The following is a 14,906-nucleotide window of genomic DNA, read 5'->3' on the forward strand; positions in this document are numbered from 1 at the left end:
AATTCTGCTTCCATTATACCGTCTCCGCCCTTCGTTCTCAATGCCAAAAATTTTTCGAATCAAATTTGGTACGCCTGCGGCATAAAAATATCTCTGTTTTACTGATTTGCTCCAGTAAAACAGAGATATTTAACTCCTATCACAAATACAAATCTTCCACTGTCAACAGAACCGCATTTTCTCTTTCCGCCCGTTCTTTTACGGGTTCTGTAAATCCTGACTTACTGAAAAACATAAAATGTTTTTCCTCTACATTTTTAAAAATTTCCGCTGCCATAACCAGATCATCATACTCTTCCATTGGCATCGGTTTATTTCGAAATTTACATTCACAGAACAAAGCTTTCTTTCCTGTTTTGTCAAATGCAAGAATATCCACATCATCCTGCGCTTTCAATAATGGATTATTTCCCCACCATTTTCCCATTTTATATGGAATAAACGGGAGCTTTTTCCTTCGCGCTGCTCTGATCAGATATTGTTCGCATATTTTTTCAAAAACAGGTCCCATATAATCATTGATACTTTCCATGATCTCTTCACAGGACAGATCCAGGCCTAACATAGAATAATAATTCTGATTCGTGAAAAGGTAGCGGTACCAGAATTTATAATAATGATCTGTTATTTTATAAATTCCCTTTTTGCTCGTCTCCGGCTCTGTACAGGGAACACTTTTTTCAATCAGTCTTAATGTCTGCAGAGTAAGTATATATTTACTACATTTGCTTTTTTCTTCATGAATTCGATCGGAAATTTCACAGATTTTATTACATCCATTCGAAATTGCTTCCAAAATAGAATTGTATACGGATGGTTCTCTTAATTCAATTCGCAAAAGTGTCTGCGGTTCATCATTCAAAAATGCTCCTTCTGTAAGTAAATTATTTTTTATATTTTCTTCCAGAGAGAGTTCCGGAGAAAAAGCTTCCAGGTATCTGGGGACCCCTCCCAAAATTCCATAAGCAATTGCTTTTTCCACTTTATTATAATTTGGAAAAAATTCTGCACTTTCCAGATAATCGAAGGGCTTCACTTCCATATTTCCCGTTATCCTTCCATACAATGGGCTTTTATACCCCATGACATCATTCAGCATAAAACTCACACTGGAACCACATAATATCAGAAAAATATTTTTTTCTTTCCAGACATGATCAATCGTATGCTGTAAAATACTTTTTATCGATGGATTTGGCTCTGCCAGAAACGGAAATTCATCGATGATCAATACAAGTTTTTCTTCTGAAGTTCTCCTTGTAATATATTCAAATGCAGCTTCCCAATTTGGAAAAGAAGAGATAAAACTGCCTTCAAAAAAAGTCTGCGCCACCTTGGAAAAATCAAGAAGATTCAGAGAATCATTCTTCTCCTGTGCAGAAAAAAACATTGCTCTATGTCGGCCTGCAAATTCTCTTAATATCGTCGTCTTACCAATTCTGCGCCGGCCATATAATGTTAAAAATTCAAACTTGGAACTGTTGTAAAATTTTTCTAACTGCTTTAATTCTTCCAGTCTTCCAATCATAAGCACCCTGCCTCCTCTATATTCCGAAAGTCCCTTACGCAAAATACTACTCATGAGTAGTATACTCATGAGTAGTATATAATATTCTCATATTTTTTTCAATCCTGTCTCTTTAAAAACACCACGCTCAATACCAGCACAATCACTTCCACGATCGGCATTACGATCCGCACATTGTTGTATTCTATGATGAGTCTTCGTCTTGTTTCATCTCTGTCGTCGGCAATCTGTTTTTTGATTTCCGCTGCGCTTGTCACAAGCCCGTTCGGAAAACCAGCGTGGTCCATGACGGTTCCATCGTTCCACCATGCGGCTAATTGTTCGCAGTCTCTCTTTTCGGCATTTCGGATGCATAGCTGATGATATTTTATGTTCATTTTTTCTCTGCAGTCATTTACAATTTATATTCATACCATTCATCCGCCGTTTTCTCAAATCCGACCGACTGGAACATGCGCTGGCTCTGCCTATTAAAGGAATAAATATTTGCTGTTACCTGCTCCATTCCCTTCTCTTTCGCAAGCTTCAGCATTTCCAGAACGCACCGTCTTCCGATGTGCTGATTCTGATATTCTTTGCAGACAACGATGGCTATTTCACTATTGTCTCTCAGCGAAACATCTCCCACGAGCACACCCTTATATTCTATGTAACAACATTCACCGTGCGCGGCAAGATAATCATACATCCGATGCAGCAGCTCCACATCATACGGCTCCTCCCGGTTGTCCACCTGCTTGCACACGTCCAGATCCTGATACCAGGGAAGAGAGACCGCATCATTTCTGTAATACGGGATCAGACGAAGTTCGTTGTCTATGATTCGTTCGGTCATTTTGTTTTGACTCCTTGTTTTTTTAATCTTTTAACCAAAAACATCTCCATCGGCTATCCATATATCATTTTAATCTGCCGCAGACCATGCCGGGTAAGATAATCTGCGATTTCATGGCACTTCCTGTATTCTGATCTCACTCATCCTCTTTCCACAGCTTTCCTTCTTTATAATGCTTCCTGCAGAGTGCCACATAACTCTCATTCGATCCAAGGAAAATCTGCGCACCTTCCCGTACGATTTTTCCGTTTGCGTATCTTGTGTTGCACTGTGCACGTTTTCCGCACCAACAGACCGTCGGGACTTCTTCGATGACATCGGCAATCTCCATCAGCCGCATCGAGCCCGGGAACAGGCGTGTCCGGAAATCGGCGCGCAAACCGTAGCAGAGCACCGGAATTTCGTAGAAATCCACGATATCAGAAAGTGTATCAACTTCCTCCGGGGAAAGAAACTGCGCTTCATCGATCAGGATCGCGTCCACTTTTTTCCCATGATACCGGTATTCCTCGCTGTCCGTGCTCCAGATCTCCGAAATTTCTTTTAAAAACTCGTCCACATATTCTGCCGGTGCCTTCAATCCGATACGGGACTGAATTTCATGCTCTCCGTCGCGGTTGTCCGTCCGCGGTTTCAGCAGGACCGCATACTGCCCGCGCTCTTCGTAATTGTAGCGAACCATCAAAATATTAGCAGATTTCGAACTGCCCATCGCGCCATAGCGGAAATATAATTTTGCCATTGGTTTCCGTCCTTTTTGTCTTTTCTATTATTTCTTCAGCTCTTTCCGCAAAAACGGCTCCTCATCAAGTTCTGCATTGCCAAAGCTGTGATAAAATTTGTCCGCATTCGGATTTATCGCCCGAATCAGATAATACTGGTCAATCCCATGATTCCGACAATCCTTCTCCATCTCCTGAAACAGCCCCTGCGCAACACCTCTGTGTCTGGCCTCCGGCAGCACGTAAACCCAGTCCACATACGCCATGCGGTAACCGTCCTGCATGCAGCCATAAAAATGATACTCAATTCGCCCAAGAACCTGATCATTTTCCATTGCTAAAATCGATGTTGTGTTCTGATAAAAAGGATCCTTTACTCTCCTCCGCAGTCCTTCCCGATCCGCCGTTTCCACATGCATCATCTCCGGCTCTTCTGCCAGAGCATGTTCAAAATAATCAATATATTTCTCTATGTTTGTCTCATCCAGTCTCTTAAAAATCATCGCGTTCTATTCCCCTTATCTCTCATTTTTCTTCGAATTCCCCACCGAACCGCCAGCGTCCCCACAAGCAGAAAACTATCGACAAATCAGATCTTTATTGATAGTTTCCTGTCTCTTTATGCTTCTTTCCTCTTTTGATTCCTCTTCTTCCGCAGATTCTCTTTCTTCTGCCGGATTTCCCCCGCCTCCTGTTCGCTGCTGACGCGGATGGTTTTTACGACGAAGAGTTTTCCCTCATCGGAATGTTTCATGCGGGCTTTGCCCTTTAAATATCCGTGCTCCGGACAATATGCCACGCAGTAATAGTTTTTCCCGCCGGCCGAAAACCAGCGTAAGCGTTTTCTTGCCGTTTTCCCGCAGATGCAGCAGTGCGTGCTGCAGACCTCGCGGTCGTGCATGGCTTCTTCTTTTGTGTCAAATTCGCGGGAGATGAATTTCGTGTAGCCGTTGTAGACGGCGTGGATCTCCTCTTTTTTCGATTTCGGGTTCTGATATACGTCGATCGAATCGTACGCCAGCACGACATCCATATCGATGCGTGCAAAAATATCGGCAGTATATTTTGCATCCGAAAGCGCCTGATGAAAATGCTCGTCCTTCGGCAGATGGAGAAAATCGGCTGCGTACTCGAGTGCCCGTCGGCTCTTCATTGTCTCGTACTGGATTGCGAACAGTTTCTGTACATCGTAAAAATGAATCGGCCCGCGGATCAGCGACAGGAGGTTATAAAATTTCATGTTCCGCTGGAGCTCCGTCAGATCTCCCGGTCCCCAGGTGCCGAACATGCACGCACCGCCGGAGAATGCAAAAAATTCCTGCACAGCCTGTGCAAACGGGATTCCCTTCTGCAGCTCCTCTTCCGTCAGTCCGACCACCTCGCGCGTCCGGTGATGGAGATGCTGGTAGACCACCGGTTTTACAATCCGGTGAAACGTTCCCACCACATTCCGCTCACCATCCATCTTCACCGCGCCGATCTCAATAATCTCAAACGGCAGTTTCGGGTTCTCTTTTCCTTTTCCATAGGGACACTGGTTCCATTCCAGGTCAAAAATCACATAGTCCATTGTATTGTCAATCCTTCATTCTGTGTCGTCTGTCCCTATTATAAATGATTTTGATATAATGAGCAACTATCTGGCAATTCCATTCTCTGCCCATTCTGGCAATTTTCTTCCTGTGCATTACATTTCCCATTCATTTCATCCTGTTCTCTTTCAAACTTAACGCTTCTTTTATTGAAATCCCAGGGTAAATCCGATATAATATTTTTAACTCCGGCCTTCGTTTTTACTCAAAAAAATCACCTGAAAAAGCCGGAAATATTACGAATTTAGATGAGCATCTGATATGAAAACAAAATTAATGCAAAAACAGATTCGATTTCAGGCGCTTCTGCTGTTTTTTATTACATTTTTTCTTGTCGAGCTCTGCGCCGTTTTTCTGTATCAGAATCAGTTAAAGGAAGCAAAGCTGAAAGCTGATTATACCGCACAGACGACCATCGGCCGCGTGAAATCGCAGTTAAACCATTATCTTGCCGAATCCAATCTGATGAAACACATGATTGAAGCCGGTTATACCGTCGATGACGAAGAGTTTTCCGTCCTCTCCTCGCTGATGCAGGACGACCAGAATGTCATCAAAGCACATGAGCTTGCAAAGGACGGCATTATCACACAGATTTATCCGATGAGCGGAAACGAAGCCGCACTCGGACTTAACATGCTCGAGCATCCTGCCCGGAAACAGGAGGCGCGCCTTGCCAAAGAGAGCGGCGAATACACGGTTGCAGGACCGTTTGAGCTGCAGCAGGGCGGCATCGGAGCACTGCTCTTTGACCCGATTTATACCACCGATGCCAACGGTGACCAGACCTTCTGGGGCTTTTCGATTCTCGTTCTCGACTGGGAATCGTTTCTGAACGAAATCGAACTGGATACGCTGGAGAAAGCCGGCTACATCTACGAAATCTGGAAAATTTCTCCGGCCACCGGCGAACACGTTTCTATCGCACACTCCGGCAATTCCCGGCGGTCTGATGCCATGGAAGTTCTCTGCACCGTACCGAACGACACCTGGCATTTTGAAATTGTACCGAAAAACGGCTGGCTCAGTCCGCTGCAGTTTTTTGTTTCCTTTGCACTCGGGCTCATCCTTTCCCTGCTTACCTCTATTGGTTTTCTGCAGTTCCGGATGCGCCGCTATAAAGACGAGATTCACGCAGCAGAACTGGAAAAAGCCGTACAGGAAGCGCAGTCTGCCAACGAAGCAAAAACACGTTTTCTGTTCAACATGAGCCACGACATCCGAACCCCGATGAATGCCATCATCGGCTTCTCGGATCTGCTGGAAAAGCACATCGACGAGAAGGACCGCGCGGTCGACTACATTGCAAAAATCAAGTCCTCCAGCAGTTTTCTGCTCTCCCTGATCAACTCCGTGCTTGAGATGGCGCGCATTGAGAGCGGTAAGGCCTCGCTGAAAATCGAGCTCGGCAGCTACAGCGGGCTGATCAATTCCCTGGATGCAGTGTTTGAGCCTTCGTTAAAAAGCAAAAATCTTTCCTATCTCTGTTACAACACGGTGGAACACGATGCCATCCTCTGCGACCGGACAAAAATACGGGAGATTCTGCTGAATATCATCAGCAACTCCATCAAGTATACGCCGGAGGGCGGAAAAATTTCCGTAAAAATCGAAGAGACACCGCCACCAAGGAAGGGCTTTGCCTCCTACCGCATCACCGTGAAGGACAACGGCATCGGCATGAGCAAAGAGTATCTGCCGCATATTTTTGAAGAATTTACAAGAGAACATTCCTCCACCGAAAACCACATCACCGGAACGGGCCTCGGCCTTCCGATCGTCAAATCCCTCGTGAATCTGATGGGCGGAACGATCGATGTGAAAAGCGAACTCGGTGCCGGAACAATAACTACGGTCTGCCTCACGTTTGAACTTCCGACCGAAGAACAGCTTGCGGCTCACCAGCAGAAAGACGAGATTCTCGAGCAGTCCCTGCAGACGCTTTCCGAAAAACGCGTGCTGCTTGCCGAGGATAATGACCTGAATGCAGAAATTGCACTCACCGTTCTGGAAGAAAACGGCATTCACGCCGAGCACGTAAAAGACGGCGCCCTCTGCGTAAAAGCAGTCCAGAACGCATCCGAAGATTATTACGATGTTATTCTGATGGATATTCAGATGCCGAACATGAACGGCTATCAGGCCGCAGAAGCGATCCGTGCGCTCCCGGGAAAACGCGGGGAAATCCCGATTGTCGCCATGACGGCAAACGCGTTTGAAGAGGACCGCCGAAAAGCACTGGAATCCGGCATGAACGCCCATATCGCGAAACCCGTTGACGTTTCGGTTCTTCTCGAAACACTTTCCAGGTTTTCATGACCTTTACAGATCTGGAGTACATAGGAATACAGATAATATGCATGAAAAAAGGAGCGTTCCCGTAAAGAGAACAGCTCCTTTTTTCATGCGCCGCAGCGGACGCTTTTATTTCTCGTTTTTCAGCAGCTCCAGGTTTTTGGAGATCAGCTCGCATCTCTGTTTTACGCAGTCCGGGGATCTGTGCGGATCCTGCGGTGTGTTGAACAGATAGTCCTCGAGTTTGTCGATTGTGGTAGTTGCTACATGCATTCTTGTATCGCAGGATGCATAGTAGATGTAAACCTCTCCGTTCTCACGCGCAATCGCGCCGTTTGTAAATACAACGTTGGAAACGTCTCCGACTCTCTCTTTTCCAAGCGGAACCAGGAATACACCGGACGGCTCTGCAATGACTTTGGACGGATCGTTCAGATCGGTACCGAAGACATACAGAACGTAGCGAAGGCCTGCTGCTGTATTTCTTACACCGTGTGCAATGTTGATCCAGCATTTCTTACCGCGGATCGGCACTGCTCCGGCACCGTTTTTGGACTCGGTCAGGGTATGATAAATACGTTTGCTGATGATCTTCTCCTCGTCGATGACAGCATGTGTGATATCATCGCAGAGTCCGAAGCCGATTCCTCCGCCGCTTCCGGTCTCAATGAAACCATCCATCGGACGGGTGTAGAAGGCATATTTTCCGTCTACGAACTCCGGATGCAGAACAACGTTTCTCTGCTGCGGAGAACGTAAGGTTTTCAGGTTGTCCAGACGCTCCCAGTTCTTCAGGTCTTTCGTTCTTACGATACCAGCCTCAGCAACAGCCGCGGACAGATCCGGATCGTTTTTGTCCTTGCTCTCAGAGCAGAACACTCCGTAAATCCAGCCGTCCTCGTGCTGGGTCAGACGCATGTCATAAACGTTGGTTTCCTCTGCGCAGGTATCCGGCAGCACAACCGGGTAATCCCAGAAATGGAAGCCGTCGATACCAGTATCACTCTCTGCAACAGCAAAGAAAGATTTTCTGTCATTGCCCTCCACGCGGACAACGAGATAATACTTTCCATTCAGATAAATCGCGCCGGAGTTCATCACAGCGTTGATGCCGAGACGCTCCATAAAGTACGGATTCGTCTCCTCATCCAGATCATATCTCCAGTGAACAGGAGCGAACTCTCTTGTCAGCACCGGATACTCATAGCGGTCATAAATACCGTTGTAAAAATCTGCTTTTGTGTTCTTTCTTGCCACAAGGCGGTCTACCTTGGCTTTTTCCACATAATACTGTTTATTCAGCATCTTTTAACCTCCCAATTACTTCCATACACATACGTCCATTGTGATACGGGCATTTCCACGGTTCTACAATCGGCTCATGAATCGGGCTTCCGTCTGCATTCACGCACCAGAACCACTCAGACCCCTCTCGTTTGTCGATCACATATTCCTTGATGTAGCCCCAGATGTCTTTTGCCGCATCGAGATACTTTGTTTCCTCCGGTTTTTTCTGCCATGCATTTAAAAATCCAACGACTGCTTCTGCCTGTACCCACCAGACTCTTGTGGTATCATCCACACCGCGCTCGCACTCATTCATCAGCGAATGATTTTTGTATGCCGTGTTGTAGATATTTTCCGCAATCTCTCCGGTGATCGGCAGCAGTTTTTCCCGGTAAGCCGGATCGCCGAGCACTTCTGTACCCCGGTCGATCAGCCAGGAAGTCTCGATATCATGGCCATAAGAATACAGATCAATCAGCGTATTCCATGTCCGGTCGAAGAATACTTCCTGACGGCCTTTTTCTTTGTTATATACTTTATCCGCGAAGAGATCCATCATAAAGCGGAGACGGTCACCGGTAAACGGATCCTTTGTCACGCGGTACAGCTCGGTATATGCTTCGAAAACATGCAGCAGCGTATTCATGGTCTTCTCTGCCATGACGCCGTTCTCCGAGAGCTTTTCATTGCTCTCCGGCTTGAAATCGCGGGTAAATGCCTCGAGATAACCGTACTCGTCGGTGCAGTGTGTCTCGATGATCTGCTGCAGCGATTTTGCCAGCTCCAGCGCCTCGGTGTCGCCCGTCGCATCAAAATACGTAGACAGCGCATAAATTGCAAATGCCTGATTGTACGTATGCTTTGTCGTATCGAGCGGTTTTCCGTCGTAGGTGACAGACCAGAACACGCCACCGTACTCGCGGTCCACACACGCCTGTTTCATAAAGCGGTACGCATGCTCCGCATCGGCGCGCAGCTTCTCGTCCTTTAAGGTCAGATACGCATTCGAGAAAAACCAGAGAATTCTGCTGTTTAAGATGCAGCCCTTCTCATACGTTTTCTGCACGTTCAGATCAAAGTCCTGATAGCCGTAAAATCCGCCGTATTCCTCATCTCTTAAGCCCTCCCAGAATGGAACGATCCGTCCAGTAAGCTCCTGCTTTACTTCCTTTGCCAAAGACTGCATCTTTTCTTTCCTTCTTTCTTATCTTCTTCCAATTTCGGTGTCAGACTCGCGTACGACACTGTTTTTCTTGATATAATCTACAATCAGATCTACGGTTGTGAATGCCAGTCCTACATACGTATCGGCTGCGCCGTAGTAGATCGCAATCTTTCCGCTCTCTGCATCGTGAATCGTTGCGCACGGGAACGTTACGTTCGGAACGAAGCCTCTCTCCTCATACCACTCTTCCGGTGTCAGAAGGAAGTTCTGGCAGCGGTATTTTACGATGGACGGATTCTCTTTGTCGAGAATTGCACCGCCGATGCTGTATACATAGCCGTTGCAGGTGCCGCTTACGCCGTGGTAGAACAGCAGCCATCCTTCACTGGTCTCAATCGGAGCTGCGCCGCCGCCGATCTTTAAGGACTCCCACCACTCCGGGCTCTTGCTCATGACGTGGCGGTGTTTGCCCCAGTACAGCATGTCCGGGCTCTCGGACAGGAAGATGTCGCCGAACGGTGTGTGGCCGCTGTCGCTTGGACGGGACAGCATCACGAAGTTGCCGTTGATTTTTCTCGGGAAGAGAACGGCATTTCTGTTGAATGGAAGGAATGGATTCTCCACACGTACGAAGGTTTCAAAATCTTTTGTTTTTGCCATTCCGATGGCTGCACCGTAGAAGTCCTGGCACCAGATGATGTAGTAGGTATCTTCTACTTTTACAAGACGCGGGTCATATGCGTAAACCGGCATGAACGGTTTGCCTTCTTCGTCAACGAACTGGATTTTGTTCTCATCGAAATTCCAGTGGATCGCATCTTTGCTTCTTCCAAGGTAGATGTACGGGATTCCGTTTGTCTGCTCACCACGGAATACTCCGATGAACTCGTCGCCGTACGGCATAACGGCGCTGTTGAAGATTCTTGCTACTTCCTTCACCGGATTTCTTCCGATGATCGGATTCTCGCTGTATCTCCATACCGGTGCACCGGAAAACTCAGCCGGGCCTTCCTGCCATGGCATATTTTTGACAGCATCTCCAATAATTTTAACTTCGCTCATTTTTTGAAACCTCCATGAAAAATATTGTTTGTTTATGAGTTGTACTTTGTTTTTTTAAGTTTCTGTTAGTGGACAGAATCTTGTTTTTTAATTCTTTTTTCTCCGAACCGCCGTGTTTTATCACCCTCACGCCCAGTCCTTTAGCTTAATTTTAACATAGATGATTAATTTTTCAACCGGAAATCACTTAAAAAATAAGTTCCGTTAGATACTGTCAATTTTTAAGTGACTTTGTTGTGTAATATGTACAAAAACGGGGCATTTCAAAATGCCCCGTTTCTTAATTTATAATTCAGTTATAAAAATCAAAGCTTTACGCTCTCTTTCGGCACCAGCTGTCCGGAGACAATTTCCATATTTTTGCCGGATGCCGCGCCGCGGATCTGCTTCAGCGCTTTTTCGAGCGCTACTTTTACCATCGCCTTCGTATTGATCTCATACGAAGTGATCTTGAGATCCGGGAAACCCGGATACAGGTAATTGTCGAAGCCGACAACGGAAACATCCTCCGGCACGGAGATGCCGCGTTTTTCCAGCTCGAGCATCAGAAGGCCGGCGGTCAGGTCGCAGTTGCAGACGAACGCTTCCGGCATCTGTTCCGGGAGATGAATTTCGATCTGACCCCGCTCATCACGGTCCTCCAGAATCCATTCCGCCGGTGTCACATCGCGGTGTTCCAGAACAGCCTTGGAAAAACCGCAGTACCGATCCATGATACTGCTGGAAAAATGAATCGAACCGACAAAAGCCAGCTTGGTAAGGCCATGCTCATACAGGTATTCCGTCATCAGATACATTCCGTGAAAGTTATCTGCGATCACGGCATCTTTTGCCAGCTCATTGTCGTAGAAATCCAGAAATATGATCGGAAGATCCACGTTTTTCTTCAGATAGTGGATGTAATCGCGGCTCGTGTCTCCCATAAGGATCAGCGCATCGACGGTCTGCTCCTTGGCGATGCACGGCACAATCATCTCATCTTCCATCTCCTGTTTCAGAATCTCCACGGTCACCATACAGCTCTTTTCCGTCGCCGCCAGTGCCATCTCCTGATACATTTTCCAGTAAAATGTCGTATACTCTGCCAGATACCGTTCCGGAATCACCACTCCGATGCAGCGCAGGCTTTTTCCCTGTGTATTTCTCGCTCCGCTTCCCGGCTGGCGGTACCCCATTTCCTTTGCAATTTCCAGAATCCGGGCGCGCATCTCATCGCTGACCCCTTTCTGTCCTGTAATCGCGTTATGCACGGTGACGGCGCTGACGCCCGCCACCTTTGCAATATCTGCCAATCTTACTTTTGCCATATCCGTTGCTCCTTAGTCTACTGCAACAAAGTGATACAGTCTGCTGACGAAATCACCCCAGAAATCTTTCATCCGGAAACCGGCATTCATCAGCATCTCGCCGCTGTAAACCTCATCGGTTCCCTCCAGACGATATTTTTTCGCCGGATCAAAGCCGCGCAGGCGAACCTTGCGGGACGGCATATTTGCCTGTGCCAGCACCTGTACGTAGGTCACAAGCACTTCGCTTTTATCCTCCGATGCTACTGCCCAGCAGTCGGATCTGTGGTTTTCACGGCTGGAAAGAATACGGTAATACTCTCCCTCGCGGATCAGTTCATGATATTTGTGATACATTGCGGTCTGCTCCGGAATCAGCTTTCTCTCTTCTTCCGGCAGTTTTGTGATATCAAGCTCATAGCCGAACGTTCCGGCCAGTGCCACATGGCCTCTCGTTGTAAACGGAGTTACACGGCCAACCGTGTGGTTCGGGCATACGCTGACGTGTGCACCCATTGAGCAGAGCGGGTAAATGAGGGCTGTTCCCTCCTGGATTTCCAGACGCTCAATCGCATCGGTGTCGTCGGAGCACCAGATCTGCGGGCTGTAGTAAAGCATTCCAGGATCGAAACGTGCACCGCCGCCGGAGCAGTTCTCCAGAAGCAGATCCGGGAACTCCTGTACCAGACGCTCCTGCATCGCATACATACCGAGCACGTAGCGGTGGAACAGCTCCTGCTGGGAATCTTTGTCCAGGTAGGTGCTTCCCAGGTCGCTTAACTGACGGTTCATATCCCATTTCACGTATTTGATGTTTGCACTGCGCAGGATTTTTGCCACACATTCATACGCATAATCCTGCACTTCCGGGCGGGAGAGATCCAGCACGTACTGGCAGCGGATCTCAGTCGCTTCTCTTCCCGGAATCTGAATCGCCCATTCCGGGTGCTCTCTGTAGAGATCAGAGTCCGGGGAGATCATCTCCGGCTCGAACCAGATACCGAATGCAAGACCGATTTCATTCACTTTGTCAACCAGATTTTTCAGGCCGCCTTTGATCTTCTCTTCGTTGACAACCCAGTCACCGAGGGAAGAATCGTCTTTATTTCGTTTTCCGAACCAGCCGTCATCCATAACAAGCATCTCGATGCCGTCTTTTTTTGCCTCTCTTGCGATATCGAGGAGTTTATCGGTATCAAAATCAAAGTAAGTTGCTTCCCAGTTGTTAATCAGAATCGGGCGTTTTTTGTGGTTGTACGGGCTGCGGATCATATGTCTGCGATAAAATGCATGGTAGGAACGCGTCATTTTGCCAAGTCCCTCGGCAGAGTAGACCATAACAACCTCCGGCGCCTGGAATTCATCGCCGGCTTTTAAATTCCAGCAGAACTCCTCCTGGTTGATACCCATGACCATACGAACGGTATCAAACTGGCATCTTTCCACCTGTCCGATAAAGTTGCCGGAATATACGAAGTGCATTGCGTAAACCTCGCCGCGCTCCTGATCCGTTCCCGGTGTCACCAGGGCCACAAACGGGTGCTCCTGATGGCTGGACTCTCCTTTTCCGGAGGAAACGAGCTGTTTTCCGTAACGGAGCGCACCCTGCTGGATGTGGCGTTCTCTTCCCCAGGATCCATGAAGAGAAAGCATCTCAAAGTCTTCGTTGTCCATATCGAGGCAGGCACTGTAGATTTTCTCTACCTTCAGCGCTTCACTGCCTTCATTTTTCACGCGGACACTTCGGGTGATAACGTTTTCTTTTGTAAAAACAGAGTAGGAAAGGACAACAACAAGATCAAGAACAGGATCTTTGCAGGTGATTTCCAGAGTTTCTACTTCGTCCTCGGTTCCAAAAGAAGCCGGAAGACCGGTCAGCGGGCGTTTTCCTTTGAAAATTTCATAGGAATCAAAGAAAATCTCACATCCCATACAGCCCTGTGCATTTCTTATATTCAGACAGCTCTCACGGTAATCGCCGACTCCTCCGGTCGGGTATTCCATTGGAAAACGGTCGAGGAACGAAGATTTCTCTCTCTTATTGACGGACGGGGTGAACGGCGGCTCATCCATGCGGAGCGGATACAGATCCGGCTCTCCGTGCAGAAGGGGTCCGTAGTAAACATGTCCGACGTAGCCTTCCGGGCTCAGGCCGATCACATACGTCGTATTCTCTGTATTTAACTGAAAAAGCTTTTTCTCATCATAATATAAAATCGCCATTTTCTTCTCCTTATTTCAGGTAAGCTTGATCCGCCGGGCCGATTTTTGTACAAAAAGACCTCACCCGCCGGGCTGAGGCCTTTTTTTGTTTCTATATCACACAGCGTTTAAGCAGTTACCATTGCATTTTTTAATTTTTCCAGTTTCTCGGCTGCATCTTCAAGGGATGTGCCTTTTACGCCGAAATAGAATTTGATCTTCGGCTCAGTACCGGATGGGCGCACACAGCACCATGCGTTGTTTTCCAGCTCATAGTAAAGAACGTTGGAGGACGGAAGTCCGGTCGCGCTCTTCTCTCCGCTTACGAGATCCACTCGTACGTCTGCTTTGTAATCGCGTACGGCAAGAACCTGGAAACCGCCCAGCTCTTTTGGCGGGTTCTCACGGAAGTTGGTCATCATGGTCTGGATCTCTTTTGCACCGTCGATACCTTTTAAGGTCATCGTTGCAAGACCCTCTTTGTAGTAGCCGTACTCCTCGTACATATCCACCATGGCATCCCACAGTGTTTTGCCCTGCTGTTTGTAGTATGCAGCAACCTCGCAGAGCATCATAACTGCCACGCAGGCATCTTTATCTCTTGCATATGTTCCGGCCAGGCAGCCATAGCTCTCTTCCAGACCAAATACATAATTGTGTGCACCGCTCTGCTCAAAAAATTTGATCTGCTCGCCGATGTATTTGAATCCGGTCAGAACCTCGATCAGTGCCACGTTATAAGCTTTTGCGATTGCTTTTGCCATATCGGTCGTAACAATCGTCTCAACGAGTGCCGGGTTCTCCGGCATGGTTCCGTTCTTGGTGCGCTCACGCAGAATATACTCTGCGATCAGCATACCGGACATGTTTCCGGTGAAGCTTACGTACTCGCCGGTCTTGCTGTCTTTTGCATAAACGCCGAGACGATCTGC

General features: G+C 47.4%; 13 protein-coding genes. 1 reads left to right on the forward strand and 12 read right to left on the reverse strand.

The features are described from left to right. Nucleotides 1–139: 139 nt before the first annotated feature. The 6 genes from ACY2VW_RS08925 to ACY2VW_RS08950 all read right to left on the reverse strand — a co-directional run bounded on the left by ACY2VW_RS08925 (nt 140) and on the right by ACY2VW_RS08950 (nt 4,655). Nucleotides 140–1,528, reverse strand: a complete 1,389-nt coding sequence (locus tag ACY2VW_RS08925; RefSeq protein WP_461877825.1) for an ATP-binding protein — start codon at nt 1,526–1,528, stop codon at nt 140–142. 98 nt (nt 1,529–1,626) lie between these two features. Beyond that, on the reverse strand, nt 1,627–1,905 hold the full coding sequence (locus tag ACY2VW_RS08930; protein WP_461877826.1) for a hypothetical protein: 279 nt from the start codon (nt 1,903–1,905) through the stop codon (nt 1,627–1,629). Nucleotides 1,906–1,922: 17 nt separating this feature from the next. Then, complete coding sequence (locus ACY2VW_RS08935; protein ID WP_461877827.1) at nt 1,923–2,363, reverse strand: GNAT family N-acetyltransferase; 441 nt, start codon at nt 2,361–2,363, stop codon at nt 1,923–1,925. Between the two features lie 136 nt (nt 2,364–2,499). Continuing rightward, nucleotides 2,500–3,105, reverse strand: coding sequence for a thymidine kinase (locus ACY2VW_RS08940; protein WP_461877828.1), 606 nt, complete (start codon nt 3,103–3,105; stop codon nt 2,500–2,502). 27 nt (nt 3,106–3,132) lie between these two features. Next, entirely contained in the window at nt 3,133–3,588 is a 456-nt protein-coding gene (locus tag ACY2VW_RS08945; protein ID WP_461877829.1) for a GNAT family N-acetyltransferase, read from the reverse strand. Between the two features lie 116 nt (nt 3,589–3,704). Next, nucleotides 3,705–4,655: a 3'-5' exonuclease gene (locus tag ACY2VW_RS08950; protein ID WP_461877830.1), complete on the reverse strand. Its 951-nt coding sequence runs from the start codon at nt 4,653–4,655 to the stop codon at nt 3,705–3,707. Nucleotides 4,656–4,938: 283 nt separating this feature from the next. On the opposite strand from ACY2VW_RS08950, the gene ACY2VW_RS08955 reads away from it, so the two are divergent. Beyond that, nucleotides 4,939–6,996 carry an ATP-binding protein gene (locus tag ACY2VW_RS08955; protein WP_461877831.1) on the forward strand — a complete coding sequence of 686 codons (2,058 nt, stop codon included), beginning with the start codon at nt 4,939–4,941 and terminating at the stop codon, nt 6,994–6,996. Nucleotides 6,997–7,101: 105 nt separating this feature from the next. Here the strand turns inward: ACY2VW_RS08955 and ACY2VW_RS08960 are convergent, their stop codons facing one another. The 6 genes from ACY2VW_RS08960 to ACY2VW_RS08985 form a co-directional block, all read right to left on the reverse strand. After that, the gene (locus ACY2VW_RS08960; protein ID WP_118700213.1) at nt 7,102–8,277 is read right to left on the reverse strand and encodes a glycoside hydrolase family 130 protein; all 1,176 of its coding nucleotides are present in this window, start codon (nt 8,275–8,277) and stop codon (nt 7,102–7,104) included. Next, entirely contained in the window at nt 8,267–9,445 is a 1,179-nt protein-coding gene (locus tag ACY2VW_RS08965; RefSeq protein WP_055221154.1) for an AGE family epimerase/isomerase, read from the reverse strand. The genes ACY2VW_RS08960 and ACY2VW_RS08965 overlap by 11 nt, the downstream gene beginning before the upstream one ends. A gap of 18 nt (nt 9,446–9,463) precedes the next feature. After that, a complete protein-coding gene (locus tag ACY2VW_RS08970; RefSeq protein WP_461877832.1) occupies nt 9,464–10,486 on the reverse strand; it encodes a glycoside hydrolase family 130 protein in 1,023 nt (340 codons plus the stop codon). 305 nt (nt 10,487–10,791) lie between these two features. Next, the gene (locus tag ACY2VW_RS08975) at nt 10,792–11,793 is read right to left on the reverse strand and encodes a substrate-binding domain-containing protein (RefSeq protein ID WP_055221152.1); all 1,002 of its coding nucleotides are present in this window, start codon (nt 11,791–11,793) and stop codon (nt 10,792–10,794) included. Between the two features lie 12 nt (nt 11,794–11,805). Further along, entirely contained in the window at nt 11,806–13,995 is a 2,190-nt protein-coding gene (locus ACY2VW_RS08980; protein ID WP_461877833.1) for an alpha-galactosidase, read from the reverse strand. A gap of 107 nt (nt 13,996–14,102) precedes the next feature. Next, a partial coding sequence (locus ACY2VW_RS08985) for a phosphohexomutase domain-containing protein (RefSeq protein WP_461877834.1) occupies nt 14,103–14,906 on the reverse strand: 804 nt, incomplete at its 5' end.

Source organism: Fusicatenibacter sp. (assembly GCF_977045365.1).

Coding starts and splice junctions, on each gene's coding strand:
- ACY2VW_RS08925 (WP_461877825.1), bottom strand. CDS start 1,528: ATGATTGGAAGACTGGAAGAATTAAAGCAGTTAGAAAAATTTTACAAC.
- ACY2VW_RS08930 (WP_461877826.1), bottom strand. CDS start 1,905: ATGAACATAAAATATCATCAGCTATGCATCCGAAATGCCGAAAAGAGA.
- ACY2VW_RS08935 (WP_461877827.1), bottom strand. CDS start 2,363: ATGACCGAACGAATCATAGACAACGAACTTCGTCTGATCCCGTATTAC.
- ACY2VW_RS08940 (WP_461877828.1), bottom strand. CDS start 3,105: ATGGCAAAATTATATTTCCGCTATGGCGCGATGGGCAGTTCGAAATCT.
- ACY2VW_RS08945 (WP_461877829.1), bottom strand. CDS start 3,588: ATGATTTTTAAGAGACTGGATGAGACAAACATAGAGAAATATATTGAT.
- ACY2VW_RS08950 (WP_461877830.1), bottom strand. CDS start 4,655: ATGGACTATGTGATTTTTGACCTGGAATGGAACCAGTGTCCCTATGGA.
- ACY2VW_RS08955 (WP_461877831.1), top strand. CDS start 4,939: ATGAAAACAAAATTAATGCAAAAACAGATTCGATTTCAGGCGCTTCTG.
- ACY2VW_RS08960 (WP_118700213.1), bottom strand. CDS start 8,277: ATGCTGAATAAACAGTATTATGTGGAAAAAGCCAAGGTAGACCGCCTT.
- ACY2VW_RS08965 (WP_055221154.1), bottom strand. CDS start 9,445: ATGCAGTCTTTGGCAAAGGAAGTAAAGCAGGAGCTTACTGGACGGATC.
- ACY2VW_RS08970 (WP_461877832.1), bottom strand. CDS start 10,486: ATGAGCGAAGTTAAAATTATTGGAGATGCTGTCAAAAATATGCCATGG.
- ACY2VW_RS08975 (WP_055221152.1), bottom strand. CDS start 11,793: ATGGCAAAAGTAAGATTGGCAGATATTGCAAAGGTGGCGGGCGTCAGC.
- ACY2VW_RS08980 (WP_461877833.1), bottom strand. CDS start 13,995: ATGGCGATTTTATATTATGATGAGAAAAAGCTTTTTCAGTTAAATACA.